This is a genomic window from Tenacibaculum jejuense (assembly GCF_900198195.1).
Classification (GTDB): Bacteria; Bacteroidota; Bacteroidia; order Flavobacteriales; family Flavobacteriaceae; genus Polaribacter; species Polaribacter jejuensis.
Genome location: NZ_LT899436.1, coordinates 4258055 through 4284089, shown reverse-complemented (window position 1 = coordinate 4284089; position 26035 = coordinate 4258055). Strand labels below are relative to the sequence as shown.

Genomic DNA, 26035 nt, shown 5'->3' with positions numbered 1-26035 from the left:
TATAAAGAGAGAAAATATGAAAGCTATAAAAATTTTAATAACCGTTTTGGTACTTAGTTGTTTAGGTGATGTTCATGCTCAAATAACTAGTAGTGTGAAGAATAATATAGAAATTCAAGATTATGAATCTATTCTGATTAAAGGTAATAAGTTTAATGAAGTATTAAAAACAAATGGAAGTAAAGAAAAGATAGAAGATCTTTTAAATGAGGAATTTAATGTTGAACAGTCTAGTTTAGGATATGGTCTTAAAAGATTTGAAAATGATTTTTATAAGTTTTATTTCAGTGATGAGGATGAAGATGGTGAATATGACTTAGAATCTTTTGAGATAAAAAAATCAAGTATAGTTTTTAAGTCAATTGTTTTTAACATTGGTGATAGTTTAACAAGCTCAAAATTTGAAGGTTTTATTGTAACGAAAGAAAATGACGGAAGTAAGGTAATTGTACTAAAAGATCATGAAGTTGGGGCAACTATTTTTGTAAAATTTGATGCTTTAACTAATAGAATTAAAACAATTTCCTACAGTTCTAATAACTAAAGGAAGTGTTTTTTGTTTTTATATCGTGAATAGGCTAGCTAATGAATAGTTAGCCTATTTTATTCAATTTTTACAAATTTCTTCGATATAATCATTGAATTTTAATTGAAATAACGTTCCTTTTAGTAAATCTTCGATTTGACCTAAATCAACCATAGAAACTGCTAAACTTACTTTGTTAGATGGAGTTCGAAGTAATAAAGATCTACAGTTTCTACTTTCCATACATTCACTACATTTCTTTTGTCTTTTAGCATCAATAGTTTGCTCTAAAAAAAGCTCAATTTCATTTGTTGTTAAGTGAAACCCAGTATCTCTAAATATAACTTGTGTTAATTGTTTACATGAATTTACCCATTGGAATGAAATACCAATATCATTCGTGTATACAGTTTTTATTTGTTCCATAGTGTTTGTTTTTTATAGAACAAATATATTATTTTTATTTAATCTAAATAAGTTATTTTAAATCTTTCAATTGAAGTTGTATGAATGTATTTCCATTCCATGTATTTTCATCAAGTTGATAAACAATATCAAACTCTTGTTGTACATGTGCTATTTTATTTCCTAAACTAAAGCCGATTGCTCCAATACAGTTTTTAGGATTTCCTTGAAAAACAGTAAGTTTTAGATGAGTTTTATCTTGTCCAACTTGTTTCCCATAACCATTATCTCTAACTGAGTTAGACTGAAAAATAGGTCTCCTATTTAATGGGCCGAAAGGAGCCATCTGATTTATAATTCTGTAAAATTTAGGAGAAATATTACTAAGATGTAATTCTGCGTCAATTTCAATTTCAGGTTCTAATAATTCTTTTTGAATCGTATTTTTTACAACTTCTTCAAATTTTGCTTTAAAAGCATTATAATTTTCTGGTTTTATAGATAATCCAGCAGCATATTTATGCCCACCAAACTGTTCAATATATTCTGAACAAGCATCTAAAGCATTATAAACATCAAAACCTTTAACAGATCTTGCAGAAGCAGCTAAAAATTCACAGCTTTTAGTAAAAACTACTGTAGGGCGATAGTATGTTTCAGTTAGTCTAGAAGCAACAATTCCAATAACACCTTTATGCCAATTTTCATCGTAAACAGTTGTGGTGTAATTATGTTCTTCATTATTTGTTTCTATTTGAAGTAAAGCTTCTTTTGTAATTTCCTTATCTAACTCTTTTCTATGTGCATTAAATTCCTCAATTTCTTTTGCAATATTTTTTGCTAAATCCAGATCTTCAGAGATTAACAAATCAACAGCGTAGCTAGCGTGTTTAATTCTTCCAGCAGCATTAATTCTAGGAGCTATAATAAAAACAACATCAGTTATAGAAAGTTCTTTTTTATTTATGTGTTGCGTTAAAGCTTGTATACCAATACGAGGAGTGGTATTTATCACTTTTAAACCATAATATGCTAAAACTCTATTTTCACCAGTCATAGGAACAATATCCGCTCCAATAGCAGTAACAACTAGATCTAAAAAGGGAAGTAAATCGTTTATAGTTTGCTTTTTGTTTTGTGCTATTGCCTGAATTAATTTAAATCCAACACCACATCCACAAAGTTCTTTGTAAGGATATTCACAATCTATTCGTTTCGGATTTAATACAGCAACGGCATCAGGTATTTTTTCTCCTGGTTTGTGATGATCACAAATAATAAAATCTATTCCTTTCTCTTCAGCATAAGCTACTTTTTCAATAGCTTTAATTCCACAATCGAGAGCAATGATTAAAGAAAATTCATTATCATGAGCAAAATCTATTCCTGCAAATGAAACACCATAACCTTCTTTATATCTATCAGGAATATAAGTTGCTAAATACGGATGAATATTCTTCAAATACGAATACATTAATGAAACAGATGTAGTTCCATCAACATCATAATCACCGTAAATTAAAACCTTCTCCCCATTTTCTATTGCTTTTTCAACTCTAGAAACAGCCTCATGCATGTCTTTCATCAAAAAGGGATCATGAAGATCTTCTAATGAAGGTCTAAAAAAATGTTTAGCTTCATTAAAAGTTTTAATTCCTCTTTGGACTAAGATTTCAGCCAGTTTTATATCTACATTTAATTCGTTAGCTAAAGTATTTACAGTATTTAAATCAGGTTTGGGCTTTAAAGTCCATTTCATAGCGAAAAAATCACGTTGTTAGTCATTGAAGACGATTTCTGTAGTTACTTTTGAAAATTGACGAAACATTTCCATAACTCCGCAATATTTATCAATAGATAGGTTTACTACTTTAGTTAGTTTCTCAGAATCTAAATTGTTACCCTCAAAAATATACTTTACATGAACTTTATCATAGTATTTAGGATGTTCGTCGGTCAAGTTAGCTTCAACAATAATTTTTAAATCTTCAAAAGGAGCACGCATTTTCTCAGCAATCATAACTACGTCTAATCCAGAGCATCCGGCCAAAGAAGATAACATTAAAGCTTTAGGAGAAGCTCCAACCGCATTTCCACCGTTAGCATATGAAGTGTCCATCAAAACTTGAGCGCCATTTGGATTATCACTTTTGAATAATAAATTTTTCTTCCACTCTGTTGTTATAATATTAGATGCCATATGAGATTTTTTTTGTTACTTGTATTAAATTACAAAATTACTTAAATAAAAAATAAATTATGCCATTAGTAAGCCCCTTAGATCCTAATCACGACGAGGAGACAAAAAGGTTATCAGATTTCTATAATGAAACGTTAGGATTTTGTCCTAATTCGATACTTACAATGCAAAGAAGACCAGAGATTTCTAAAGCATTTATTAACTTAAACAAAGCAGTGATGGCTAATCACGGTCGCGTAACTTCTGCCTTAAAAAGAATGATCGCATGGGTTAGCAGTAATGCTACAGGTTGTAGATATTGCCAAGCACATGCAATTAGAGCAGCTGAGCGTTACGGAGCAGAACAAGAAAAGTTAGATAATATTTGGGAATATAAAACGCATCCTGCATTTTCTGATGCAGAAAGAGCAGCATTAGACTTTTCTTTAGCAGCTTCTGGAGTACCAAATAATGTGGATGAAGCCGTAAAAACAGAATTATATAAATATTGGGATGAAGGAGAAATTGTAGAGATGTTAGGTGTGATTTCTTTATTCGGATATTTAAATAGATGGAATGATTCAATGGGAACAAGTATTGAAGATGGAGCTGTAGAAAGTGGAGAACAATACTTAGGTAAGCATGGATGGAATAAAGGGAAGCATGTTTAAGATTACATTTTAAACTAAAATACTTAAGTTCTAAAAACCTTTGTTTATTTACAATAAACAAAGGTTTTTTTATGGTAAAAGAATTCCCTGAAAACAGGGTAGTACACTAGTTGGTAATACTTTATTCTTGTACCATTAAAATTATAAAATAATTGTAGCTATAAGTTTACTAATGAAATAAGAAACAGTAGTTTACATGTTAATAATAATCCCTATGAAACTTTTATCGAAAATTAGCTATTTAATACTATTTATGAATAGCTTTCATCTTTTTTCACAAACTATAGACAGTAATGGTTGGACAAAATTAAATGCCGAGAACGCTTCTAAAATTATATATGTTAGTAGCGAAGAAGGAGACGATGATACCGCCGAAGTATATGCTCATACAGATGGAGCAGTGGGTGCTGATCCTTTTTTGCCTAGCGGATCAATAAAAGCGTTTAAAACAATAAAAGAAGCGCTAACCAATGTTACTGACGGAGAAGCAGCGTGGATTCTTTTAAAGAGAGGAGATACTTTTACAGAAACATTAGAACCTAAAAGTGGAGCATCAGCAACTGCACCTTTTGTATATGCAACCTACGGAACTTCAAAAGAATTGCCTTTAATTTTATTAGATGGAAAAATAGGATTTAGAAGTTTAGGTGAATTGAATCACTTTTATGTAATAGGAATTGAATTTTATGCAAAGAAAAGTGATCCGAACGATGTTGAGTTTACTTCGTTTAAAGGAAATATACCAGGATTTTTTATTTACGCAGCTTCTGCAGGAACTGTAAATGATGTGTTGGTAGAAGGTTGTGCTTTTCGTTTTACCGAAGGATGTAATATTTCTTCAAAAGAATTAGGTGGAGTAACCAATATTAGATTAAGAAGAAATTTGTTTTTTGATAGTTATGCTGCTGATAGTCATTCATCGGGGATTTTTACAGAGCAGGTGAACGATATAACATTAGAAGAAAATATCTTTGACCATAACGGATGGTATCAAAAATCGTTAGCTGGTAATAACGATCAAAATGGAGGTCAGGCTACTATTTTTAATCACAATTTATACTTTAGTTCCGTAAAAAATACGGTGTTTGACGGTAACTCTTTTTACAGACCAAGTAGTATTGGAGCAAAATTTACAGCGAATAAAGGAGAAGGAAGTAGTACAGATATTACCATTACAAACAACTTTTATTACGATTGTGAAATAGGAATTTCGTTAGGAGGTAATGTGCGTACAGGTGCTTATCGATTTAAAAACTTATTGGTAAATGACAACGTATTTAATTCGTTAGGAGAATCTAAACAAACAAATAGAACTTTAGGTTGGGCTATTGAAATTGATGATTGGGAAAATGGAATTTTTAAATACAACTTTATTGTACACCAAAATGTAAATGAAGCTTCTCATTTTGGAATTGGAATGTATTTAAGAGGAGAGAATAAAGATGTGCAAATTGAAAACAACATACTTTACAATTTAAAATCGACCAATTATATTTATTTAGATAGAAGTGAATTTACAAACAGTACTTTAAGCAATAACATTGTGCACAATACCCACGATGGTTCGAAGCATGTTTTTGTAAATAGAACTTTTGCATCCGAAGATTTAGTTTTTTCAGAAAACACTTATTCTGGACAAGGAACAACTCCATCTTTATATATTCAAAGAGATTTACAAAGTATTGCTGATTGGAAAGACAAGACATCAGAAGAGATAACGAATACAACATTACCAAATTATGTAGATCCTGATAGATCTTTTGAACGATACATTACTGAAGTGTTAGGATTGGATTCTTTAGAAACTTTTTATAAGAATCTTCGTAAGTTAAATATGCATAACTGGAAAAATGAATATACAGCTATTGAAATTAATAGATGGATTAAAGAAGGATTTGAAATTAATACTGGTGCAACTGTAGCTGTGACTTCGGTAGCTTTTAATGAAGATCAAGAGAATATATCCATAGAAAAAAATAAAGAGTTACAATTATTTCCAATTATTCAACCAACAAACGCAACCAATACAAATGTTACTTGGACTTCTAGTGATGAAGCAGTAGCAACAGTAGATGCAACGGGGAAGTTAACTTTTTTAACCACAGGAAATGTTACGATTAAAGCAATTACTGAAGATGGAGGATTTGAAGCTGAAAGTAATATTGTTGTGTTAGCAGAAGCAGATAATACAGTAGCGGTAACGGGTGTTTTTGTTGCTGAAGAACAAAAGTTTTTAACTATAGATCAAGGAAATGAATTATTGTTATTGCCACCAATTATCAGACCGTACAATGCTACTAATACAAATTATACATGGGCATCTAGTGATGAAAGTATCGCTACTATTGATGCTAGCGGATTGGTAAAAGCATTGAATGTAGGCGAAGTGATACTTAGTGCAACTACTGAAGATGGTGGTTTTACGGCAACAGTTAAAATGATTATAACGCCTACAGTGAACGATGCTACTTATCAGGAGTTTGTGTATAAGCAAACGGGTGGTGAAGATGTAAGTTTACGAGTATATTATCCTGAATCGTGGACAAATGCTGACAATAGAAAAGCAATTGTTATGTTTCATGGAGGTAGTTGGGTGTCTGGATCGTATTTTCAAATGTTTCCGTGGTGTAATTATTTAGCGTCTCAAGGAATGGTTGCAATATCTGTTTCTTATACCTACGGAAGTGTGGAGAGTTGTGTTTTAGATGCTAGAAGTGCTATGCGTTGGGTACGATCTAATAGTGCTATGTTAGGAATTAATCCGAATGAAATTTCAGCGGCAGGTGCCTCGGCAGGTTCGCATATTGCAATGTCTACTTTTTTATCTGAAGGTTTAGATGATACTAACGATGATTTAAGTGTATCTCCTAAACCAAATGCTTTCTTTTTAATAGATCCGGCTATAAAAATACCAACAGATGATTATAACGAGATAAAAGAAGATTGGGGAGAAGAGATTGCTAAGTTAACAGATCCTATTACTCACAAAGTGTATGGGGCAGATTTTCCTCCAGTAATATGCTTTTCAGGAACCAATGATGGAAGAGTGTCAGAAGCACACCAAATGGTACAATATTTACATTACAAAGGTGTACCAGCCAGTTTATGGTTAGGTAGTGAGCAAGTTCATGGTTTTGCGGATAAGTCTGAGTGGTTTGCGAGTATTATGAATAGAATTCATGACTTTTTTAACGATCAAGGTATTTTACCAAATGCATATCCGATAGAAATTAAAAATCCGAAGTTAACATTCCATGATTTTGCAGGAGATAAAGAAGGTTTATTTTCACCTGCTTCAATAGTAAGTTTCCCAACAGAAAGAAATCCATCTGTAGCAGAGAATTTAATTAATGATTCTGGTTTTTCAGAAGGAGTTATAACACCAGGAACTGTGCACGATGAAGATGAAAGTAGTATGTGGTTTACAGAAAGAGGTTATACTTCTGGTGAAATTATTTTTGATTTAGGCGAAGCTAAAGACATTGATCAAGTTCATTTATGGAATTGGAATAGCGCTACACAATCGGTTAAAACAGGATTAAGGGATATAGAAATTTATACAGCTACAACAGATGATATTGATGACTTAACCTACGCAACCAAAATAGCTATCTATCCTGGAGGGAACTTTGCTCAAAACTTCAATGTTAAAAAGGAAGGAGTAAAATTGGTAAAGTTTACTATTTTAAATCCTTTCAACAGTGCTTTTCAATCTATGGGCTTAGCAGAAGTTAAATTTTCTGGAACAACAAGTACATTAAGCGTAGCTGAAGAAACGTTGGAAGAAGGTGATGTTACTATTTTAAAATACAACATTGGTAATGGTAGATTTGCAGTAAACAATACTCATCTTTTAAAACTACATTTTGTTGATGTTATCAACTTAAGCGGAGCTTTAATTCGTACAATTAAATTGGTAGATGGTTATGGTAGTATTGAAGGTTTATCAAACGGAATGTATTATTTAAAGTTTAAAAACGACGCTAAAGAAACAGTAGCGGTAGAAAAATATATTAAAAAATAAAGTATTGTAATTCAGTAAATTGAACCCATATTTTAGGCTGAGTTTTAACAAGTGTTGTATTTGAGAGAGGTTATTTAGAATTGAGAAATAAAACCAACTAAATTAACCTCTCTTGATAATTTAAGCTTTTTTCTAACTCTGTACCTTCCCATTTTTACACTATCATAAGAGATTCCCATTAAATTGGAAATATCTTTTGTGCTTAAATTTAGTTTTAATAAAGAACAAAGTTTTAATTCCGATGGAGTTAAATCTGGATAGCTTTCTTTTAGTTTAGAATAAAAATTTTGATTTACTTGTTCGAATGTAGCTTTAAATTCCTTCCATTTACACTTTGAGTTATTTTGAATAGTAAAGTTTAATTTTTCTAGTATCGAATGGTATTTTTTAGGTATTTCAGTTTTAATTTGAACTAGATTTGTGTTGATTTTTTTTACAAATTCTTCATTTTCTAGAGCTTGAAGTAGTAATGTGGTAAGTTCTTTATTTTTTAATTCTAAAACATCTTTAGTTTCAGATAGCTTTAATTTCATGTCTTCTTCTCTATTTTCTATGCGCTTTTTTTCTAATTTATGTTTAGATTTTTGCTTATTGAAATACAGAAGTACAATACCTAATACCAATACAGATGAGATATAATATATCCAGTTAAGAATTGAAGTAATCTTTAATTCTTTTTCATTAATAACAAGTTGTTTTTGGTTTAATTTCGTCTTAAAATTACTATTAAGCTGAGAAATTTCCCAAGAGTTTTTAGTGCCAAAAATACTGTCTTTAAGTTTTATGCCTTTTTTAAAATATTTGAAAGCCATACCACTTTCTTGATTGCTTTCACATAATTCAGCTAAATTCAATAAAATTTTAGATTTTAATCTTATATCCTTAATTTGATCGGATAATTCTATGGCTTTTATGAAGTATGATTTCGATTTATCATATTCGTGTAGAGCTTGGTATAATAATCCCACGAAATAATACGCTTCACAAGTGATAAATGAATCATCATATTCCTCAATAAAAATGAGATTATCTAAAAGTAGTTTTTTTGCTGTTTTTAACTTGTTAATACCTAAATAAATAGCTCCTTCCTGAATAGAAATGAGGCTTTCTACAAAGATTTTCTCTCGTTGATTAATACTAGATTTTCTTAAAAAAGTAAGTGCTTTTTTTAAGTATTGAAAAGCCTTTTTATCATCTTCATTTTTATATGTAATTGCTAAATTTATATATCTAAGACTTAATTTATGATATCTGGCATTTATAGATTGAGGATATTGATCTAAAATATCAATAGATTTTAAATAAAAACTTCGAGCAATTTTAGGTTTATCAAAATAAGAATATATAGCAGCAATGTTATTATAAATGTTAAGTGTAGCTTTTGGGTCATTCTTGTTCTTCAGTAAATTAAGTGCTTTTTGATATGTGTCTAACGAATTCACATAATCTGATTTAATCGTATAATTTATTCCGAGAGCATTCAGTTCTTTTGCAGTTCTCTTATAATCATTTATTGAGGTACTAATTTTTATAGCTTCCTTAAAAAGATGTATAGAAGAGTCTATATTAGTTTTCCGTAGAGCCTTTGCCTTAAAGTCAATTGAATCTATAACAATAGTATCAGAAAGTTTCGAAGTACTAATGCGATTAATCTGTGAAAAAAGGCGTATTGAACCACAGAAAAAAAGGGTGAGAAAAGATGTAAATACAATAACTACTTTAATACTAAAGTAGTAGTTTGGGGAATTCATGGTTTTTCATTTTAAAGGGGTATGATCATCAACGTATTAAAGTTTAAAAAAGTGTAAAGGCAATTGTGTATTTAATCCGGAAACATCTAAACACCTGAAAATTAGTTATTTATTTTTTGTATGTATACCTTTTATTTGCTTTTTTTGATGATCAATTGTTTAGAAATATACTTTATTACAGTTTTTTATAAGACTGTAAAAAGAGGAAAAATGATTTTGCCACTTTTTATCACCTAGTATTTACTTTAGGTAGTATGTGTTTTTACTTTATGTAATCTTGTATTTTTCTGTGACACAGATGTTCACTATTAATTTTGAGCTGGAAAAAATTAAACATAAACCCCTAATTGAAATTAGTAATGAAAAAAATAATACTATTTTTTGTGTGTACAATTTTACCCGCAGTATTATTGTCGCAAACCCCAACTGCACCTTCAGGTAAAAGGTGGCAAAAAGTTAATATACTTTCTGATGAGTTTAACGGAGATAAATTAGATGAAACAAAATGGGATGATTATCATCCACATTGGTCAGGAAGACCTCCAAGTGCATTCAAGAAAGGGAATGCTTTTGTAGAAGGAGGTTACTTGAAATTAAGATCTACACTCAAAAGAGATCCGTCTACCGTTAATAATCCTTTAAAGAATGTCTGGGTGAATTCTGCAGCTTGTGTTTCAAAAGGTTGGGACGCAAAGCCTGGGTATTACTATGAAGCTAAGTTTAAAGCATCGTCGCTGTCAATGACGTCTTCATTTTGGTTTAGAGTAGGAGATTTTTCTGAAATAGATGTAATTGAGCATATTGGAAATCCTTCAATAGAAAAGAGACAAAAGGATTTACCATTTGAATATGCTGCTAATACTCATTATTACGGTAAGCATAAAGGATTAAAAAATAAAAAAGCAAAATGGAAAATGCCAACAAGAGGTCGTGATGGTTTTCATACCTATGGTTTCTGGTGGAAAAGTGCTAACGAATTATTGTTCTATTATGACGGTAAAGAAGTAATGAAAATAGTACCTCGTGTACCTTTCAATGAAAATTTAAAAATGATTTTTGATACTGAAGTCTTTCCTTTTGCTCAAGCTGGAGTTCCTAGTATCGGTTTGCCTAAAGTAGAAAATCTTAATGATAATTCTAAAAATACCATGATGGTTGATTGGGTAAGAGTATATGAACTAAAAGATGAAGAAAAAGTCAACGATAAAATTTCTTTTAAAAATACTCCTACAGACTTAAGTCAAGAAACAGAATATACTTTCGATATTGAGTATACGGCTGCTACAGATAGAGAGATTGTAGTAGGATTTTATAAAGATGATAATTGGGTAGCATCTGGAAAGGTAAATGTAGGAAAAGGCAGAGGTGTAGCATCTGTAAAGGTAATATTACCAGAGTTACCTGTAGCTGGAAATGGTTATAGTCTTAAATCTCATATTCGTCCTTTAGATACAACATGGAGAAATGCGATAGACAATGATGAGATAAATAATGTTAGTATCTCTAAGAAATTTTCACAGATAATACCTAATGGAACTTACTATATAACTTCAGCTTCAAATAGTCAACGTTTATTATCAAGAGCTTTAGAAAACCATAGTGCTAGAATGCATGATTCAGGTAATTTTAATGATCAAAGATGGATTTTTACTCACATAAACAATAACGTTTATACTATTCAAAATAAATTAACGCTAAGATATTTAGAAGTTCCTTTTGCAAAGTGTGAAAACGGTACTGATGTTGCAACTTGGAAGCAAGCTATAGCTAGTCATCAACAATGGCAAATTGTAGAAAATTCTAAAGGATCTTATTCATTTAAACCAATGCATTGTCCAGATTTAGCTTTAGATAGAGCGGCAGGAGTCTTAAATGCTAATGTTCAAATTTGGAATTATAATAAAACCAATGCAAATCAACAATGGAAAATAATAGAAGACACGAATATTAATAATAGAAACTTGTTAAGTCCATCTATATTATCAAAAAAAATAGAAACTGATAAATTTCTAGTATATCCTAATCCATCTAAAGAGGTTTTATACATGTCAGGGTTAAATGTTGGGGATGAAATTGCCATACTAAACATACAAGGTCAAGAAATCTTAACATTTACAACAAAAAACAAAAAAGAAGTAGTTTCTATAGGTGGACTTTCTAAAGGGATTTATTTAATTAGAAAAAACAATAAATCACTTTACAGATTTATTAAAGAATAGAACTTCATAAAAATCAACCCTTCAAAAAACTTCCAAAATGAATTTTAAAAAAATAATACTACTTATTTGTATATGTCTTGTGCAGCAAATATGTGCAAAAGATTACTATGTAGCAAAGAACGGAAAAGACACCAATAACGGTTCTTACAATCAACCCTTCAAAACTTTTAGTAAGGCTGTTTCTGTTATGAAAGCAGGTGATGTTTGCATCATTAGAGGCGGAGTATACACCGAGCCTTTAATTGTTAATAAAAAAGGAACAAAAGCTAATTATTTAACTTTTAAAGCTGCTGATGGAGAAAATGTAAAAATTAAAGCAACAAAGTTTATCAATGGATGGCAATTACATTCAGGTAACATCTACAAAACTTCTGTTGATATGGCTATTGAAGAAAGATTTAGAAATGTGTACCACAATCAAAAACACATGGACTTGGCAAGGTGGCCAAATAATACCGACAATAATAGGTTTACAGTAGACTGTAAGTTTATTGACAATGGAGGTAGTAACTTTTTCAGTCTATCTGGTGTGCCAAACTTTGATTGGAAAGGTGGATTAGTATATTACATAGGAGGTCATTCTGGTACCAGCTGGACAAGAAGGATTACTAAAAGTACCGCTAATAGAATTGAGCATGCCGGAGTAAACATTAATAAATGGCCTTTTAATCCGCACAATCCAACTATTTTAAGAAATGGACACAGAGGTCAATTGTATTTATTTAACAAGTTACAAGCGTTAGATTATGCAAGAGAATGGTATTATGATAAATCTAGCAAAACACTTTATTTTCAGCCTGCGAATGGTAAAAAACCTGCCAATAATACTGTAGAATATGCAACTCGTAAGTTTATTGCAGAATTAAAAGGTGATTTTATAAAAGTTCAAGGAATTGAGTTTTTTGGAGGTAGTGTAAAAATTAACGGTCGTGCTACTATTTTTGAAAATAATAAAGTAATTCATGGTAGTGAAGGTTTTGATAATATTAGAAGTGTAAGTGCAGGTGTTGGAGAATCATCTATTGAGGTACTTGCGCCAGATGTTGTAATTAGAGGTTGTGTAATTAATCACAGTTCAGCAAACGGAATTTCAGTGCAAAACTGGGCTGGAGCTCACAATGCCATTATCGAAAAGAACACAATTTCAAATATAGATTACCTAGGTATTCATGCAACGCCTATTAGAACTAGAGCAAATAATGTAAAAGTTTTTAAGAATAAAATTACAAACTCTGGTAGAGATGGAATGTATGTAAGTGGTGATAATTGCGAAGTTGCTTATAACGACGTGTCTAGAGCTCAGTTAATTAATGCTGATTCAGGAGTGTTTTACACTGTTGGTGATGATAGAAGAAAAGGAACTGAAATTCACCATAACTGGTTTCACGATTCTAAACCACCAGCTTATGCAGGTAATAAAGCAGCAGGAATTTATTTAGATAACAATAGTAAAGGTTATGTAGTACATCATAATGTGGTATGGAATGTGTCATGGACTGGTTATCAGGTAAACTGGAATAACGAGCATTTAGATTTTTTCCATAATACAATTTGGAATGCAGGTGAAGCTATGGACTCTTGGGTAAACGGATATCCACAGAGTGATAACAGAGTGTACAACAACTATTCAAATAACCCAGGTTGGCATATTGCTCCAGGTTTTGAGTATAAAAATAACATCATTAATAGTACTTCTCCTTTTGAAGATGCAAATGGGTTAAATTTTATGCCTTTAGCAAATGGATCTGTTGTAGATGCTGGTATTGTAATAGCTGGATTCGATAAGAAATTTAATGGAAATAAACCAGATATAGGAGCTTATGAACTTGGAGGAACTAGATGGACGGCAGGAGTAAATGCTGTTGAAGATACAGGTGAAGGAGATGCTACAGTAGATACAATTCAATTGAGTAATGTTCCAACAGTATTAAGTCCTTCTGATACTTATACTTTTGAAATTGTGTATAGTGCATCAACTAATAGAGAAGTTGTAGTTAGTTTTTGGAATAACGGAACTTGGATTGCAGCAGAAGTTGCTCAAGTACGAGCAGGTGAAGCTAAAAAGCAAAGTGTTACCGTAACATTACCTTCTATTGCAGCAGCAGGAAATGGATATATGGTAAAATCACATATAAGACCAATTGGAACAGATCATCAATCAGCTATAGCTAATGATCAAGTTGATGGTATTGCAGTAGTAGCTATTAAAGATGAAATAAAACTTGCAAATGTTACTACTACATTAAGTCCTGCAGATAGTTATACTTTTGAAGTTGTGTATAGTGCATCAACCAATAGAGAAGTTGTAGTTAGTTTTTGGAACAACGGAACTTGGGTAGCAGCACAAGTAGAGGAAGTTACTTCAGGAGAAAACAAAAGCAAAAGTGTTACTATATCACTTCCTTCGGTTACAACTTCAGGAAATGGTTACAGTTTAAAAGCTCATATAAGACCAGTTGGAACAAATCATCAGTCTGCATTAGCTACTGATGAAGTAACAGACATCAATGTATTTAATCAGTTAATTTCTAATGGAACTTATTTTATCAAGTCACCGTTTGGTACTCAGCGATTGTTAGCAAGAGGATTAGAAAATCATAGTGCAAGAATGCATGATGCAGGGAATTTTGATGATCAAAAGTGGATTTTCACACATTTAGGAGATAATGTATACTCTATTCAAAACAAAGGAACTCAAAGATATTTAGAGGTACCTAATGCAGATTGTAGTAACGGTGTAAATGTAGCTACATGGACAAAGGCAATTGCGAATCACCAAAAGTGGAAAGTAGTAGCTAACGGAAGTGTAGTGTATGGTTTAAAGCCTATGCATTGTCAAGATTTAGGACTAGATAGAGCGCAAGGAGCTGTAGATGCAAATGCTATTATTTGGAATTATAATGCAAATAATAATAACCAAAAATGGGAAATTATTCATGAATCTAAAAAAGAGAAGGAAACTGTCTTATCTAGATCAGTCAATAACAAAATACATAACAAGTTTATGTTCTTTCCAAACCCAACGAAAGACGTATTATTTATTTCAGGAACAAAAATAGGAGATCGTATTTCAATATTAAATCTTCAAGGTCAAAAAATTAATGAGATTCAAGCGGAAAATATTCAGCAAAAAATTTCAGTATCAAGTTTGTCTAAAGGAATGTATCTAGTTAAAATAAATGATACATTCATTTACAAGTTAGTAAAAGAATAACGAGTCAAATTCTAAAGGAGTATTGGTATATACCAATACTCCTTTATATAAATAAACATAAATGACTTTTTAATATATATAAATGATAAAATCATCTTATCTAAAGTATATAAATAGTGTTAAATTACTGTTTGTTAGTTGTTTATGATTGTCTAATAAACTTTGTAATAATTTAATCTTTCTGCCTATGTAAAACTAAAGAATAACCCCTATAACCAAATTATTTATTGTAAAAAGATCCCCTAAAATATGATAAACGATTAGCTGTTGATGTTACGCTAAACATTCAACATATAACTACATAAAGCTATTCGTATTCACTTCATTTTTTTGATACCCCCTATTTATTGTAGGTTACTAAAAACCAAATGAATTCATAAAAAAAAATAGAATATTATGAAATTAAATCAATTAAAAAACATATTGTTTTTTATGTTTTGTTATGCCATAACTTATGGTCAAACCACTTCTGGTGAACTTAAAAGATGGCATAAAATATCACTAACATTTAACGGACCCAATACTTCTGAAACCGCAAATCCTAATCCGTTTTCAGATTATAGATTAGAAGTAACTTTTACTCACAATTCTAGTAATAGATCTTATACTATTCCTGGCTTTTTTGCTGCATGTGGAAATGCTGAAAATAACAGTTGCGCTTCTGGAAATAAATGGAGAGTTCACTTTGCACCTGATCAAACAGGACAGTGGAGTTGGAAAGCTTCCTTTAAAAAAGGTGCAGACGTAGCTATTAATGGTGGAGGAACTAGTGCAGGGTTTATGGATGGAACTTCAGGAAACTTAACTATTACTGAATCTAATAAAAGCGGAAGAGATTTTCGAAATAAAAATTTAGGAAGGTTACAATATATTGGTGAACATTACTTGAAGCATACAGGAACAAATCCTCAAAATCCAAACGGAAAATGGTTTGTAAAGGCAGGTGCAGATTCACCAGAAAATGCTTTCAATTATGTCGATTTTGATGCTACACCTAGTTATAAAAATAACTTAAATAAAATCGGAAGTAAAACTTGGCAGCCACACCAGCAAGATTATGTAGCTACTGATGCAAGTAGTTATACATGGGCTAATGGTAAAGGATCTGAAATTTTAGGAATGGTAAACTATTTGCATAACCAAGGAGCAAACGTAATGTCGTTTTTAACTTGGAATACTAGTGGAGATTGTGGTGCAGTTTTTCCTCATATTTTAAAAGTATCATTACAAGAGTACGGTAATACAGCTAGAGGTCAGCAGTGGAATAAAGTACACAAAGATCGTTTTGATGTTTCTAAAATGGCACAATGGGAAAAAGTGATGGAATATGCCGATAAGAAAGGAATTTATCTTCACTTTAAAACCATGGAAACTGAGAATGATAATAAAATGGATGGAAATACTTTTGGTAAGCAAAGAAAGTTGTATTACAGAGAGTTAATTGCTAGATTTTCTCATCACTTAGCTTTAAACTGGAATATCACTGAAGAAACTACATTACCAAATAATGTGGTAAAAGCTACATCTACGTATATAAAGCAGTTAGATCCATATAATCATAATATTGTTATTCATACGTATCCAGGTGAAAAAGATCAGCGTTATACACCACTTTTAGGAAATGCATCAGATTTAACAGGAGCATCTTTACAGTCAAACCAAAATTCTATACACAAAGATGTAATCAATTGGTTAACAAAGTCTAGAAACTCAGGTAAAAAATGGGTAGTTGCTAATGATGAACAAGGTTCTGCTTCACAAGGGATTCGAGTATCGGATAAAGATGTAAGAAAGAAAGTACTTTGGGGTACTTTATTAGCTGGTGGAGCTGGAGTTGAATACTACAGTGGTTATTTAAATGATGATGGAGATATTAATGGTAACGATCATAGAAAAAGAGGTAAAAAATATAAAGAAGGTAGTTATGCGCTAGATTTCTTTAATAAGAATTTACAACCTCATCTTATTGATATGATTAGTGCAGATGGTGTCACTAATGATAATGGAGATTTTGTATTTGCAAAAGCAGGTGAAGTTTATGCAGTTTATAGACCTAACGGAGGTTCAACAGGTTTAAGTTTACCAAATGGTAATGGTAAGTACAATGTGCAATGGTTTAATCCTAGGACTGGAGGAAACTTGTCAGGAAAAAATACTTTAGGTGGAAGTTTAGTAGCTCCTGATAATAATGATTGGGTAGCATTAATTACAAAGAAAGACAGCACAGGTGGAGGTAATCCAGGCGGTGGTGATGGAGACGGAGATTGCGCCGCTTTAGAGCAAAATGGAATAGTAGCTGTTGAGGCAGAACATTTTGTGAGCCAGTCAAAAACTGGAAAAAGACAATGGTATAAGAATACAGATAGTAATTTACCAGGACCAGATCCAGATGCTTTACATACAAACGGAGCAAGTAAGAGTGGATATTTAGAAATTTTACCTGATACTAGAGTGACACACGGAGATCCTTTGATTAACGGAGAAAGTTTTTCAAATACACCAGGGCAAGTTGCAATTATCAATTATAGAGTAAAGTTTACGACTCCAGGTAAATATTTTGTTTGGGTTAGAGCTCATTCGACAGGGTCAGAAGATAATGGTGTTCATGTAGGTATTAACGGAACATGGCCAGCATCAGGACAAAGAATGCAGTGGTGTACTGGTAAAAACGCGTGGACTTGGGAAAGCAAACAGAGAACTGGTGCAAACCATTGTGGTGAACCACAAAAGATTTTTGTAAATGTTCCTTCTGCTGGTGTACATACAATTTCATTTTCAATGAGAGAAGATGGTTTCGAAATGGATAAATTTGTATTATCAAAAACATACACAAAACCAACAGGTGTTGGTCCTGCTGAGGTATTAGTTGATTGTGGAGGAAATAATCAAGCACCACAAGTATCAATTACTTCTCCAGCTAATGGCAATGAGTTTACTGTGAATGAACCAATACAATTAACAGCAAACGCATCTGATTCAGATGGAAATATTGCTAAAGTTGAATTCTTTTCAAATGGAAATTTAATAGCTACAGAAAATACAGCTCCTTACAATACTTCAGTAACAATTGCTCAAGCAGGAAATTATGAAATTACAGCAAAAGCAACTGATAATGATGGTGCTACAACTACGTCAAACTCTGTTTCAATAAAAGTGAAAGGAGTGAGTGCTGCTATTCAATTACCAGGAAATTTTGAAGCTGAAAATTACTCAAGTAAATCGGGTAGTGTGAAAATAGAAGACACACCAAATTCAACGGGTAAAAATCTAGGTTTTATTAAAAATGGAGATACTGTTTCTTACAATGTGAATGTTGGTAGTACAGGAGATTATCTGTTTGAATTCTATGCTTCAAGCAACGGCGTAGGAGGTGAAATTGAAGTTTTAGATGATGGTATTTCAGTAGGAAGTGTTGCCGTTCCAGTGAATAATACATGGCACGATTACCAGAAGTATAGTGTAAGTGTAAGATTAACTTCTGGAGAAAAAACTCTAAAGTTCTTATTTAACGGAGCTACAGGTTTCTTATTTAATTTAGATAAGGTAATTGTAAAAGCAGAGCAAATTGTTGATCAAGACTTAGAGTTAAGCCCAATTCACGATACATATTTACAAAATGGAAAGAACTTTAATTCTGATATGATTCGTATTGAGAGCGGAATGAGATTAGGATATTTATTATATGATCTTTCTGCTATTTCTGGTGTAGTGAAAAAAGCTTCATTAACTTTTACCGTATATTCAGATGCTGGTAGTGGTGCATTAACCGTTTATAAAGGGTCGAATTCAAACTGGACTGAAACATCACTTTCAAATACTAATAAACCAAATAATGATGGTGTTTTAGGTCAAGTTAATACGACGTTTGGAGTTTCTAAAGTAGTAACAATTCCTTTAGATGCTTCTAAAATTACAGCAGATCAATTAAGTTTAATTTTAAGCTTAAGTGGAGGTAATGATTTTGCTTTTGCTTCAAAAGAAAATGCTACTGTAGCTTCAGCTAAATTGAACATAACTTACGGAAGCGCAACAAATGCTGTATCTAATAATGATGTGCAAATTACTTTGTTCCCAAATCCGATGACAGATGTTTTACGAGTTTCAAATGTTGAGCAAGTTTCAAAGGTGAAATTGTTTAATCAATCTGGAGCTTTAATAAAGCAAGTAGAGAATGTAAATCAACCTGTAGATGTGTCAGAAATGCCTCGAGGATATTATATTATAAAAATATATGATAAAACTGGAAGAGTGATTTCTAAAAAGAAGTTGATTAAAAACTAATAAAAAAGAGGCTATTGATAATTCAATAGCCTCTTTAACTTTATAGTGATTTGAAGATTAGTTCTTCTTTAATAAATCTCTAATTTCAGCTAATAAGTCTTCTTGAGTTGGTCCAGCTGGAGCAGCAGGAGCTTCCTCTTCTTTTTTCTTCATAGCATTAACACCTTTTACAATCATAAACATTACAAATGCAACGATAATAAAATCGATAACATTAGTAATAAATTCACCATATAGTATGGCGACTTCACCAGATACTTTTCCAGAAGCATCAGCTACGCCTTCTTTAACTATATACTTTAAGTCTTTAAAGTCGGCATTAAAGATTAGACCAATTAATGGAGATACGATACCTCCAGTGAATGAAGAAACAACTTTGTTGAAAGCAGCACCCATTACAAAACCAACTGCAATGTCTACTAAATTACCTTTCATGGCAAAGTCTTTAAACTCTTTTAACATTCCCATTTGAATAGATTTTTTATGATTATTAATTAATTACTGGTTGTAATTTAATAAAATTTTAACGTTTTACAAATCTTTTTATACGCTGAGAAAGAGCTGTTAAGATTTCATAAGGAATAGTTTCACACTTATGAGCCATATATTCAATGTGTTGCTGATGATTAAAAACAATTACTTCATCACCTTCTTTACAGTCTATGGTTGTAACATCAACCATAAGCATATCCATACATACATTTCCAATGATTGGAGCAGGTTGATTATTAATAATTACGAATCCATCTTTATTTCCTAGTTTTCTAGAAATACCGTCAGCATGTCCTACAGGAATAGTTGCACTTCGAGTTGGTCTGCTAGCAACAAAAGCTCTGTTGTATCCAACTGTTTCTCCTGGCTGAACTATATGGATTTGAGAGATAATAGTTTTTAAACTATGTGTATTTTTTAGGTTTGCTGTTTCTTTAGGATCATTTCCAAAACCGTATAATCCAATTCCAATACGTACCATATCGAATTGAGCTTTCGGATAATTAATAACTCCTGATGTGTTCAAAATATGCAACATAGGTTCGTAACCTAAATGTTGATAAATTTGTTTTACAATATAGGCGAAGTTATTAATCTGATTAATTGTGAATTCTTGCTCATTAGGATCTTCACTAGCTGCTAAATGAGAGAAAATAGATTGTACAATAACATTGTTAGATTTCTTTAGTGTAGAAATAATGTTAGGAACATCAGAATGCCAAAAACCTAATCTATTTAAACCCGTATTAAATTTGATATGAATTGGATAATTCATTAAAGGAACATTGTTAGCATAATTTAAAAAAGCTTCAAAAATTTTGAAATTATATAAATTTGGCTCTAATCGATATTTAACAATAGCTTCAATATTTGGTATTTGCGGATGAAGTACTAGAATTGGAGTATCAATTCCTGCTTCTCTTAAAGCGATACCTTCTTGGCTGTAGGCAACTGCAAAATAATCTACATGATCTTTTACAATTTTAGCTATTTCTATAGCTTCACTTCCATAACCAAAAGCTTTAACAACAGCTAAAATTTTAGTAGTAGGCTGTAGTTTTTGTTTAAAATAACTAAGGTTATGCAAAACAGCGTTTGCATCAATTTCTAATACGGTAACATGGTTGTTCATTCTTCCTCTTCTTTAAGTTGAGCGTTTTGCTCTTGTATGGCTTTGTAGTAAGCAGCTCTACTAAGTGGTTCGTATTCTTGAGTTTCGCCTAAAAGTACAATATTATCACTTTCAGCTTTTCTGAAACTATAATGTGCTAAGTTACCGGTTCTTGTACAAACCGCATGAACTTTAGTTACATATTCTGCTGTTGCCATTAAAGCAGGCATTGGACCGAAAGGATTTCCTTTAAAATCCATATCTAATCCTGCTACAATAACTCGAATTCCTCTATTTGCTAAATCGTTACAAACAGCAACAATTTCATTGTCAAAAAATTGAGCTTCATCAATTCCTACAACGTCAACATTATTAGCAAGTAATCTAATGTTTGCAGAAGCTGGTACTGGTGTAGATCGAATTCTATTGTCATTATGAGAAACTACTTCCTCTTCATCATATCTTACATCAATAGCAGGTTTAAAAATTTCAACTCTTTGTTTGGCAAATTTTGCTCTTTTTAATCTACGAATTAATTCCTCAGTTTTCCCCGAAAACATTGAGCCGCAAATTACCTCTATCCACCCAAACTGTTCTGTATGATTTACTGTATTTTCAAGAAACATTTTGTAATTTTAATGCTCAAATAATTATTTTTGTCTTACATTTCGATAAGGGAACAAATTTATTAAAATTTAAGAGCAAAAAATAAAACCTACTCATAACTTATGCACAAAAAATTGGCTTCAGATCTAACTAGTTTAGCGCATAGCATTTTAAAGATGAAAAACAAAGAAGATGTTTTTGCATTAAAAGAAAAAGCATATGAAGTTTACGAAAAGTTAGCCGTATTGGCTTATATAGAAGAGTATATTAATACAACTCCTCAAGCAGAAGAAACTAAAGAAGAATTGATTGAGATAGTTACGCAAATTGAAACAGCAAGGAATACTAATGTTGTAAATCAAGAGGAGGAAGTCACCAATACAAATCATGAAGAAGAAATAGCTGAGGTAATAGAAGAAAGACCAATTGTTAATTCAATTGATGAAAAACTAGAAGTTGTTGAAGAAGTTCTAGATGTTGCAGAATCAAATGAGGTTGAGGTTGATACAGTAGAAAAAAATACTATTACTGAATCGACAAATGAAAAAGTAGAGCTTCTAGAAGAAATTCAAGTTATTACACAAGAAGTTGAAGAAGAAATAGAAATAATTGAAGAGGCTCCAATACATGTAGAATCAATAGAAGAGGAGGTTCAAGTTTTAGAGGAACAAATTACTGAAGAAACTAAAGAAGAAGAACTTCCTGAAGTTATTGAAGAGATTATTGAAGAACCAACTTTAATTCAAGTAAAAGAAGAAAAAGTTGAAGAGAAAGTTCAAGAAATAGAAGAGCAACCTTTTGACGAGCTTGAAAATTTATTGTTTGGAAATGATGATCCAACAATTTTTGACGAAGCCCAATTTATTGAAGAATTAAAAGCACCTCAAGAAGAGAAAAAAGAAGAAGTACCTACCGAACCAAAAACACCTACTTTAGAAGATGAATTAAAAGATACTTTGCCTGTAGACGTAATGGCAGATTTATTTCAAAAAGTAGAACCTAAAAAAACTGTAAATGATCATTTGCAGTCTACAATACAAATTGGACTTAACGATCGTATTGCTTTTGTAAAACATTTATTTGATGGAAATCAAACTGATTTTAATAGAGTTGTTTCGCAATTAAATACTTTTAAAACAGAAAGAGAAGCTAAAAACTTTATCAGTAAAATGGTAAAACCAGATTACGATTGGAGTACAAAAGAAGAATATGAAGTACGTTTTTTAGAAATAATAGAGCGTCGTTTCATTTAATACAAAAGATAAATTAAGATAATGAAGATTGAAGTTTCTAACGGAGAAATAATAGATAAGTATACCATTTTAGCAATTAAGTTAACTGAAATAAAAGATCAAAATAAGCTTAAAAACATTCAAAATGAATATGACGTGTTAACACCAGTTGTAAATCATATTTATAAAGAAGTCTCAAATCAAGATGAATTGAAAAAACTACACAATGATTTATTAGAAATTAATAAAAAATTGTGGAAAATTGAAGATGATATTAGAGAGTGTGAGCGTGCTAAAGATTTTGGAGAAACTTTTGTAAACCTAGCCCGTGCAGTATATTTTACTAACGATGATCGTTCCGTAGTTAAAAAAGATATTAATACGTTAACTGGTTCAGATTTAGTAGAAGAAAAATCGTACGAAGATTACAAATAAAAAGTAAGATGTTATGAAAAAGGCTTTATCAAAATTTTTAGCTTCTTTAGGTATTTCAGGATCTAAAGAAGTTAAAAAAACGGTTCAAGATAATTCTTATTCTCAAAGAATAAACGATATTAAATTTACAGATCAACAAGGAAATGAAATATCAAAAGAAGAATTATCACAAGCTACAGGCAGGTATAATTATGCCGTTTACAGCAAAAATAAATCTTCTGATAAAGCTAAAAAATTACATCAAAAAGCAAGAGAATATGGGCAGAAAGGAGATTATACTGAAGCGATCAGTCATCTTGAAGAAGCTATACACGACTCACCTGAATGGGCTTATCCGTATTATGATTTAGCTTACACATATTTGTTAAATGATGATTTTGAAAAAGCGTTAAAGTATTACGAGTTAACAGATAAAGTGGCTCCAAATGGTTTTTTTACCTCTAAAACAGCAGTAGATGTTTTAAGAAAAGAAAAAAAAGGAGTTTTTAGTGAGGGTTTGTATAAAAACTACATGACTTTAGAGTGGATCGATAACCCACAAGAAAAGGCTCAAATGTTAAAACTATTAGTTGATAATTATCCTTCTTTAGCTCCAGCTTGGAAAGATTACTCAAATTTTTTAGAAGGAGAAGAAAGACTTCAAGCTATAGAAAAGGGATTAAATGAGAATCCAGATATTGAAACTGAAGGAGTTCTTACTATTAATAAAGCTTTAGTTCTAAATTTAAACGGACAGTTTAATGAAGCCAAAGAATTATTAATGCAAGTTATATTCAACTCTAAATCTACTTTCGGAAACCAAGAACTAGCAAAATTAGTACTGAACAGTATTTCAGAAGAAAATAAGAAAAAATAAAATGTTTGTAAAAAAAGCGATATCAGTTTTATATGTAATTTTAATATCACTGTTGTGTTTCAGTTGTCGTTCAACCTATAAAACACAAGCTTTTTTACAAGAAAATATTCCTGTTAAACCAGATTATACGAAAGAAAGTTCTTGGGCAGTTCTGCCAACCAAATATCAAGAGAATTTTAAAACTCATGCGTCTAATCGTTTAGATACATTACAAGCTGATGTTTTTTATGTATACCCTACTTTAAATACAAGTAAAAAAGATATCCGTTGGAATGTTCCAATTACAGACAAAGAACAAAATAATACAGTTTTAAATAAAGCTGTGTTAATGCAAGCTTCAGCTTTTGCAACTTCAGGTAAAGTATATGTACCCTTTTATCGTCAGGCTCATATTCGTTCTTACCGATTATTCGATAAAGGAGGAAAAGAAGCTCAAGATTTAGCATATTCAGATGTCAAAAGCGCTTTTGAGGTGTATTTAAAGGAATACAATAAAGGAAGACCAATTATCATGGTTGGTCATAGCCAAGGAACAACGCATACAGTACGATTATTAAAAGATTTTTTTGATGGTAAAGAATTGCAAAAGCAACTAATTGCAGCTTATATTCCAGGGATTAGAGTAAAAGAAAATGAGTTTTCGTCAATAAAGCTAATGAAATCTCCCACCGAGATAGGAGGTTTTGTTTCTTGGAATACGTACAAGAAAAATCATTATCCTAAAAAAGATAAAGATTGGTATAAAGGTTCGGTAACTACAAATCCAATTACTTGGGATAATTCTATAGAAACTACACTTAAAGAACATAAAGGTTTTTTATATACAAACGGAAAGATTTATAATGAAGCATTAACTATTCAAATTACAGATGGATTAGTTTGGAGTACAAATCCGAAATTTCCATTGCGTTTCTTTATGTCATTTTTAAAAAATTATCATGCCGGAGATATTAATTTATTTTGGCAAGATATTAAAGAGAATGCTGAGTTGAGAACGAATACTTGGTTGAATATCAATTAAAAATAAAATTCTTGTGTAACAAAAAATTATAGGTGTCGTCTTCATTACAAAAACCAAGTATTATGAAACGATTAATAACCACTATTTTAATTTGTATCGCATTTGCGATTAATGCACAAAACACAGCTTATTCAGACTTTTATAAAGCGAATAAAGATGAAAGTCAATTTTCAATGAGCGTTCCTGTTTCTTTAGGAGGTTTCTTTTCTGATGAAGAAGAAACGGAAGAGTTCGAAGAATTAATGAAAAAAGCAGAACATTGTAAAATTGTTATTTTTAATAACGAAAACAATGCAACTGAGAATAACTTTAAAAAATTCACAAGAAAAAAAGGCTTAAAAACTTTAATGAAAGTTAGAGATGGTAAAGATAAAGCGGGAGTTTTCTTTATTGAAGAAAATGATCTAGTGAAAGAAATTATTATTAGAGCAAACAGTGATGAAGAAAAAATGGTAATGATTGGCTTAAAAATTACATTAACTAAAGATGAATTAGCTTCTGTTGTCTCTAAAGTTAAAAAAGATAATTAATGTTAGCTTTCCTTGAAAACTGAAACATAAAGTAAACCAAGTTTTTTAAAGGATATACTTTTTTAAGCAAGGGTTCAGTTTAAGAATACTAATATATAATTAGAAAAAAGCTTCTTGTTAAAGAAGCTTTTGCTTTAAACTTTCAACAGTTTTTTTACTGTTTCCAATAAAAATTTCATCGTTAACAATAAATACAGGACGCTTTAAAAAAGTATATTCATCAAGTATGTGTTGTTTGTAATCATCTTCAGTTAAATTCTGATTTTTTAAATCCTTTTCTTTATATAGTCTAGCTCTTTTATTAAAAAGAGCTTCATAACTTTTAGAGAAGCTATACATTTCTTCTAATTGAGAAAAAGTAACTGGATTCGATTTTATTTCTTGTTTTTCAAAACCGTCTAGATTTACTTCTTTTAAAATTCTTCTACAAGTATCACAAGTTTGTAAAAAATAAACTTTCTTCATGGTATTAAGTGTATCTT

At 31.2% G+C, this 26035-nt stretch carries 19 protein-coding genes; 11 read left to right on the top strand and 8 right to left on the bottom strand.

Going from position 1 to position 26035, the window contains the following annotated elements:
• The first annotated feature begins 16 nt into the window (after positions 1–16).
• Complete coding sequence (locus AQ1685_RS18795; protein WP_157730286.1) at positions 17–544, top strand: hypothetical protein; 528 nt, start codon at positions 17–19, stop codon at positions 542–544.
• Positions 545–607: 63 nt separating this feature from the next.
• On the opposite strand, the gene AQ1685_RS18790 is transcribed toward AQ1685_RS18795, so the two are convergent.
• Genes AQ1685_RS18790 through AQ1685_RS18780 form a run of 3 tightly spaced genes read right to left on the bottom strand, consistent with a single transcriptional unit; the run spans position 608 to position 3131 of the window.
• Positions 608–952, bottom strand: a complete 345-nt coding sequence (locus tag AQ1685_RS18790; protein ID WP_095074625.1) for a hypothetical protein — start codon at positions 950–952, stop codon at positions 608–610.
• A 52-nt stretch (positions 953–1004) separates the two neighbouring features.
• Complete coding sequence (recJ, locus tag AQ1685_RS18785; protein ID WP_095074624.1) at positions 1005–2690, bottom strand: single-stranded-DNA-specific exonuclease RecJ; 1686 nt, start codon at positions 2688–2690, stop codon at positions 1005–1007.
• Positions 2691–2708: 18 nt separating this feature from the next.
• Positions 2709–3131, bottom strand: a complete 423-nt coding sequence (locus AQ1685_RS18780; protein WP_095074623.1) for an OsmC family protein — start codon at positions 3129–3131, stop codon at positions 2709–2711.
• Between the two features lie 59 nt (positions 3132–3190).
• Between AQ1685_RS18780 and AQ1685_RS18775 the strand changes: the two genes are divergently transcribed.
• On the top strand, positions 3191–3781 hold the full coding sequence (locus tag AQ1685_RS18775) for a carboxymuconolactone decarboxylase family protein (protein WP_095074622.1): 591 nt from the start codon (positions 3191–3193) through the stop codon (positions 3779–3781).
• Between the two features lie 253 nt (positions 3782–4034).
• Positions 4035–7805: an Ig-like domain-containing protein gene (locus AQ1685_RS18770; RefSeq protein ID WP_231970212.1), complete on the top strand. Its 3771-nt coding sequence runs from the start codon at positions 4035–4037 to the stop codon at positions 7803–7805.
• A gap of 74 nt (positions 7806–7879) precedes the next feature.
• Here AQ1685_RS18770 and AQ1685_RS18765 read toward each other — a convergent pair whose 3' ends face one another.
• A complete protein-coding gene (locus AQ1685_RS18765; protein ID WP_095074620.1) occupies positions 7880–9556 on the bottom strand; it encodes a tetratricopeptide repeat protein in 1677 nt (558 codons plus the stop codon).
• 359 nt (positions 9557–9915) lie between these two features.
• On the opposite strand from AQ1685_RS18765, the gene AQ1685_RS18760 reads away from it, so the two are divergent.
• From AQ1685_RS18760 to AQ1685_RS18750, 3 genes are all read left to right on the top strand, one after another.
• Complete coding sequence (locus tag AQ1685_RS18760; protein ID WP_157730285.1) at positions 9916–11775, top strand: RICIN domain-containing protein; 1860 nt, start codon at positions 9916–9918, stop codon at positions 11773–11775.
• Between the two features lie 37 nt (positions 11776–11812).
• Positions 11813–14989, top strand: a complete 3177-nt coding sequence (locus tag AQ1685_RS18755) for a T9SS type A sorting domain-containing protein (RefSeq protein WP_095074618.1) — start codon at positions 11813–11815, stop codon at positions 14987–14989.
• A 396-nt stretch (positions 14990–15385) separates the two neighbouring features.
• On the top strand, positions 15386–19270 hold the full coding sequence (locus AQ1685_RS18750) for a carbohydrate-binding protein (protein WP_095074617.1): 3885 nt from the start codon (positions 15386–15388) through the stop codon (positions 19268–19270).
• Between the two features lie 57 nt (positions 19271–19327).
• On the opposite strand, the gene mscL is transcribed toward AQ1685_RS18750, so the two are convergent.
• Genes mscL through AQ1685_RS18735 form a run of 3 tightly spaced genes read right to left on the bottom strand, consistent with a single transcriptional unit; the run spans position 19328 to position 21499 of the window.
• Positions 19328–19738, bottom strand: coding sequence for a large-conductance mechanosensitive channel protein MscL (mscL, locus tag AQ1685_RS18745; RefSeq protein WP_197697488.1), 411 nt, complete (start codon positions 19736–19738; stop codon positions 19328–19330).
• A 55-nt stretch (positions 19739–19793) separates the two neighbouring features.
• On the bottom strand, positions 19794–20894 hold the full coding sequence (alr, locus tag AQ1685_RS18740) for an alanine racemase (RefSeq protein WP_095074616.1): 1101 nt from the start codon (positions 20892–20894) through the stop codon (positions 19794–19796).
• A complete protein-coding gene (locus tag AQ1685_RS18735; protein ID WP_095074615.1) occupies positions 20891–21499 on the bottom strand; it encodes a thymidine kinase in 609 nt (202 codons plus the stop codon). The genes alr and AQ1685_RS18735 overlap by 4 nt, the downstream gene beginning before the upstream one ends.
• 102 nt (positions 21500–21601) lie before the next feature.
• Here AQ1685_RS18735 and AQ1685_RS18730 point away from each other — a divergent pair, with 102 nt between their 5' ends.
• The 5 genes from AQ1685_RS18730 (at position 21602) to AQ1685_RS18710 (ending at position 25553) form a co-directional block, all read left to right on the top strand.
• Positions 21602–22732, top strand: coding sequence for a hypothetical protein (locus AQ1685_RS18730; RefSeq protein ID WP_095074614.1), 1131 nt, complete (start codon positions 21602–21604; stop codon positions 22730–22732).
• 21 nt (positions 22733–22753) lie between these two features.
• Positions 22754–23146, top strand: a complete 393-nt coding sequence (locus AQ1685_RS18725; RefSeq protein ID WP_095074613.1) for a DUF6165 family protein — start codon at positions 22754–22756, stop codon at positions 23144–23146.
• A gap of 13 nt (positions 23147–23159) precedes the next feature.
• Complete coding sequence (locus tag AQ1685_RS18720) at positions 23160–24002, top strand: tetratricopeptide repeat protein (protein ID WP_157730284.1); 843 nt, start codon at positions 23160–23162, stop codon at positions 24000–24002.
• Between the two features lies 1 nt (position 24003).
• Positions 24004–25023, top strand: a complete 1020-nt coding sequence (locus AQ1685_RS18715; protein WP_095074612.1) for a DUF3089 domain-containing protein — start codon at positions 24004–24006, stop codon at positions 25021–25023.
• A 62-nt stretch (positions 25024–25085) separates the two neighbouring features.
• Positions 25086–25553: a DUF4252 domain-containing protein gene (locus AQ1685_RS18710; protein ID WP_095074611.1), complete on the top strand. Its 468-nt coding sequence runs from the start codon at positions 25086–25088 to the stop codon at positions 25551–25553.
• Positions 25554–25670: 117 nt separating this feature from the next.
• On the opposite strand, the gene AQ1685_RS18705 is transcribed toward AQ1685_RS18710, so the two are convergent.
• Positions 25671–26018, bottom strand: coding sequence for an arsenate reductase family protein (locus tag AQ1685_RS18705; protein WP_095074610.1), 348 nt, complete (start codon positions 26016–26018; stop codon positions 25671–25673).
• Between the last annotated feature and the right edge of the window lie 17 nt (positions 26019–26035).

Coding starts and splice junctions, on each gene's coding strand:
- AQ1685_RS18780 (WP_095074623.1), bottom strand. CDS start 3,131: ATGGCATCTAATATTATAACAACAGAGTGGAAGAAAAATTTATTATTC.
- AQ1685_RS18715 (WP_095074612.1), top strand. CDS start 24,004: ATGTTTGTAAAAAAAGCGATATCAGTTTTATATGTAATTTTAATATCA.
- recJ (WP_095074624.1), bottom strand. CDS start 2,690: ATGAAATGGACTTTAAAGCCCAAACCTGATTTAAATACTGTAAATACT.
- AQ1685_RS18705 (WP_095074610.1), bottom strand. CDS start 26,018: ATGAAGAAAGTTTATTTTTTACAAACTTGTGATACTTGTAGAAGAATT.
- AQ1685_RS18790 (WP_095074625.1), bottom strand. CDS start 952: ATGGAACAAATAAAAACTGTATACACGAATGATATTGGTATTTCATTC.
- mscL (WP_197697488.1), bottom strand. CDS start 19,738: ATGGGAATGTTAAAAGAGTTTAAAGACTTTGCCATGAAAGGTAATTTA.
- alr (WP_095074616.1), bottom strand. CDS start 20,894: ATGAACAACCATGTTACCGTATTAGAAATTGATGCAAACGCTGTTTTG.
- AQ1685_RS18795 (WP_157730286.1), top strand. CDS start 17: ATGAAAGCTATAAAAATTTTAATAACCGTTTTGGTACTTAGTTGTTTA.
- AQ1685_RS18755 (WP_095074618.1), top strand. CDS start 11,813: ATGAATTTTAAAAAAATAATACTACTTATTTGTATATGTCTTGTGCAG.
- AQ1685_RS18735 (WP_095074615.1), bottom strand. CDS start 21,499: ATGTTTCTTGAAAATACAGTAAATCATACAGAACAGTTTGGGTGGATA.
- AQ1685_RS18760 (WP_157730285.1), top strand. CDS start 9,916: ATGAAAAAAATAATACTATTTTTTGTGTGTACAATTTTACCCGCAGTA.
- AQ1685_RS18765 (WP_095074620.1), bottom strand. CDS start 9,556: ATGAATTCCCCAAACTACTACTTTAGTATTAAAGTAGTTATTGTATTT.
- AQ1685_RS18775 (WP_095074622.1), top strand. CDS start 3,191: ATGCCATTAGTAAGCCCCTTAGATCCTAATCACGACGAGGAGACAAAA.
- AQ1685_RS18770 (WP_231970212.1), top strand. CDS start 4,035: ATGAATAGCTTTCATCTTTTTTCACAAACTATAGACAGTAATGGTTGG.
- AQ1685_RS18720 (WP_157730284.1), top strand. CDS start 23,160: ATGAAAAAGGCTTTATCAAAATTTTTAGCTTCTTTAGGTATTTCAGGA.
- AQ1685_RS18730 (WP_095074614.1), top strand. CDS start 21,602: ATGCACAAAAAATTGGCTTCAGATCTAACTAGTTTAGCGCATAGCATT.
- AQ1685_RS18710 (WP_095074611.1), top strand. CDS start 25,086: ATGAAACGATTAATAACCACTATTTTAATTTGTATCGCATTTGCGATT.
- AQ1685_RS18750 (WP_095074617.1), top strand. CDS start 15,386: ATGAAATTAAATCAATTAAAAAACATATTGTTTTTTATGTTTTGTTAT.
- AQ1685_RS18725 (WP_095074613.1), top strand. CDS start 22,754: ATGAAGATTGAAGTTTCTAACGGAGAAATAATAGATAAGTATACCATT.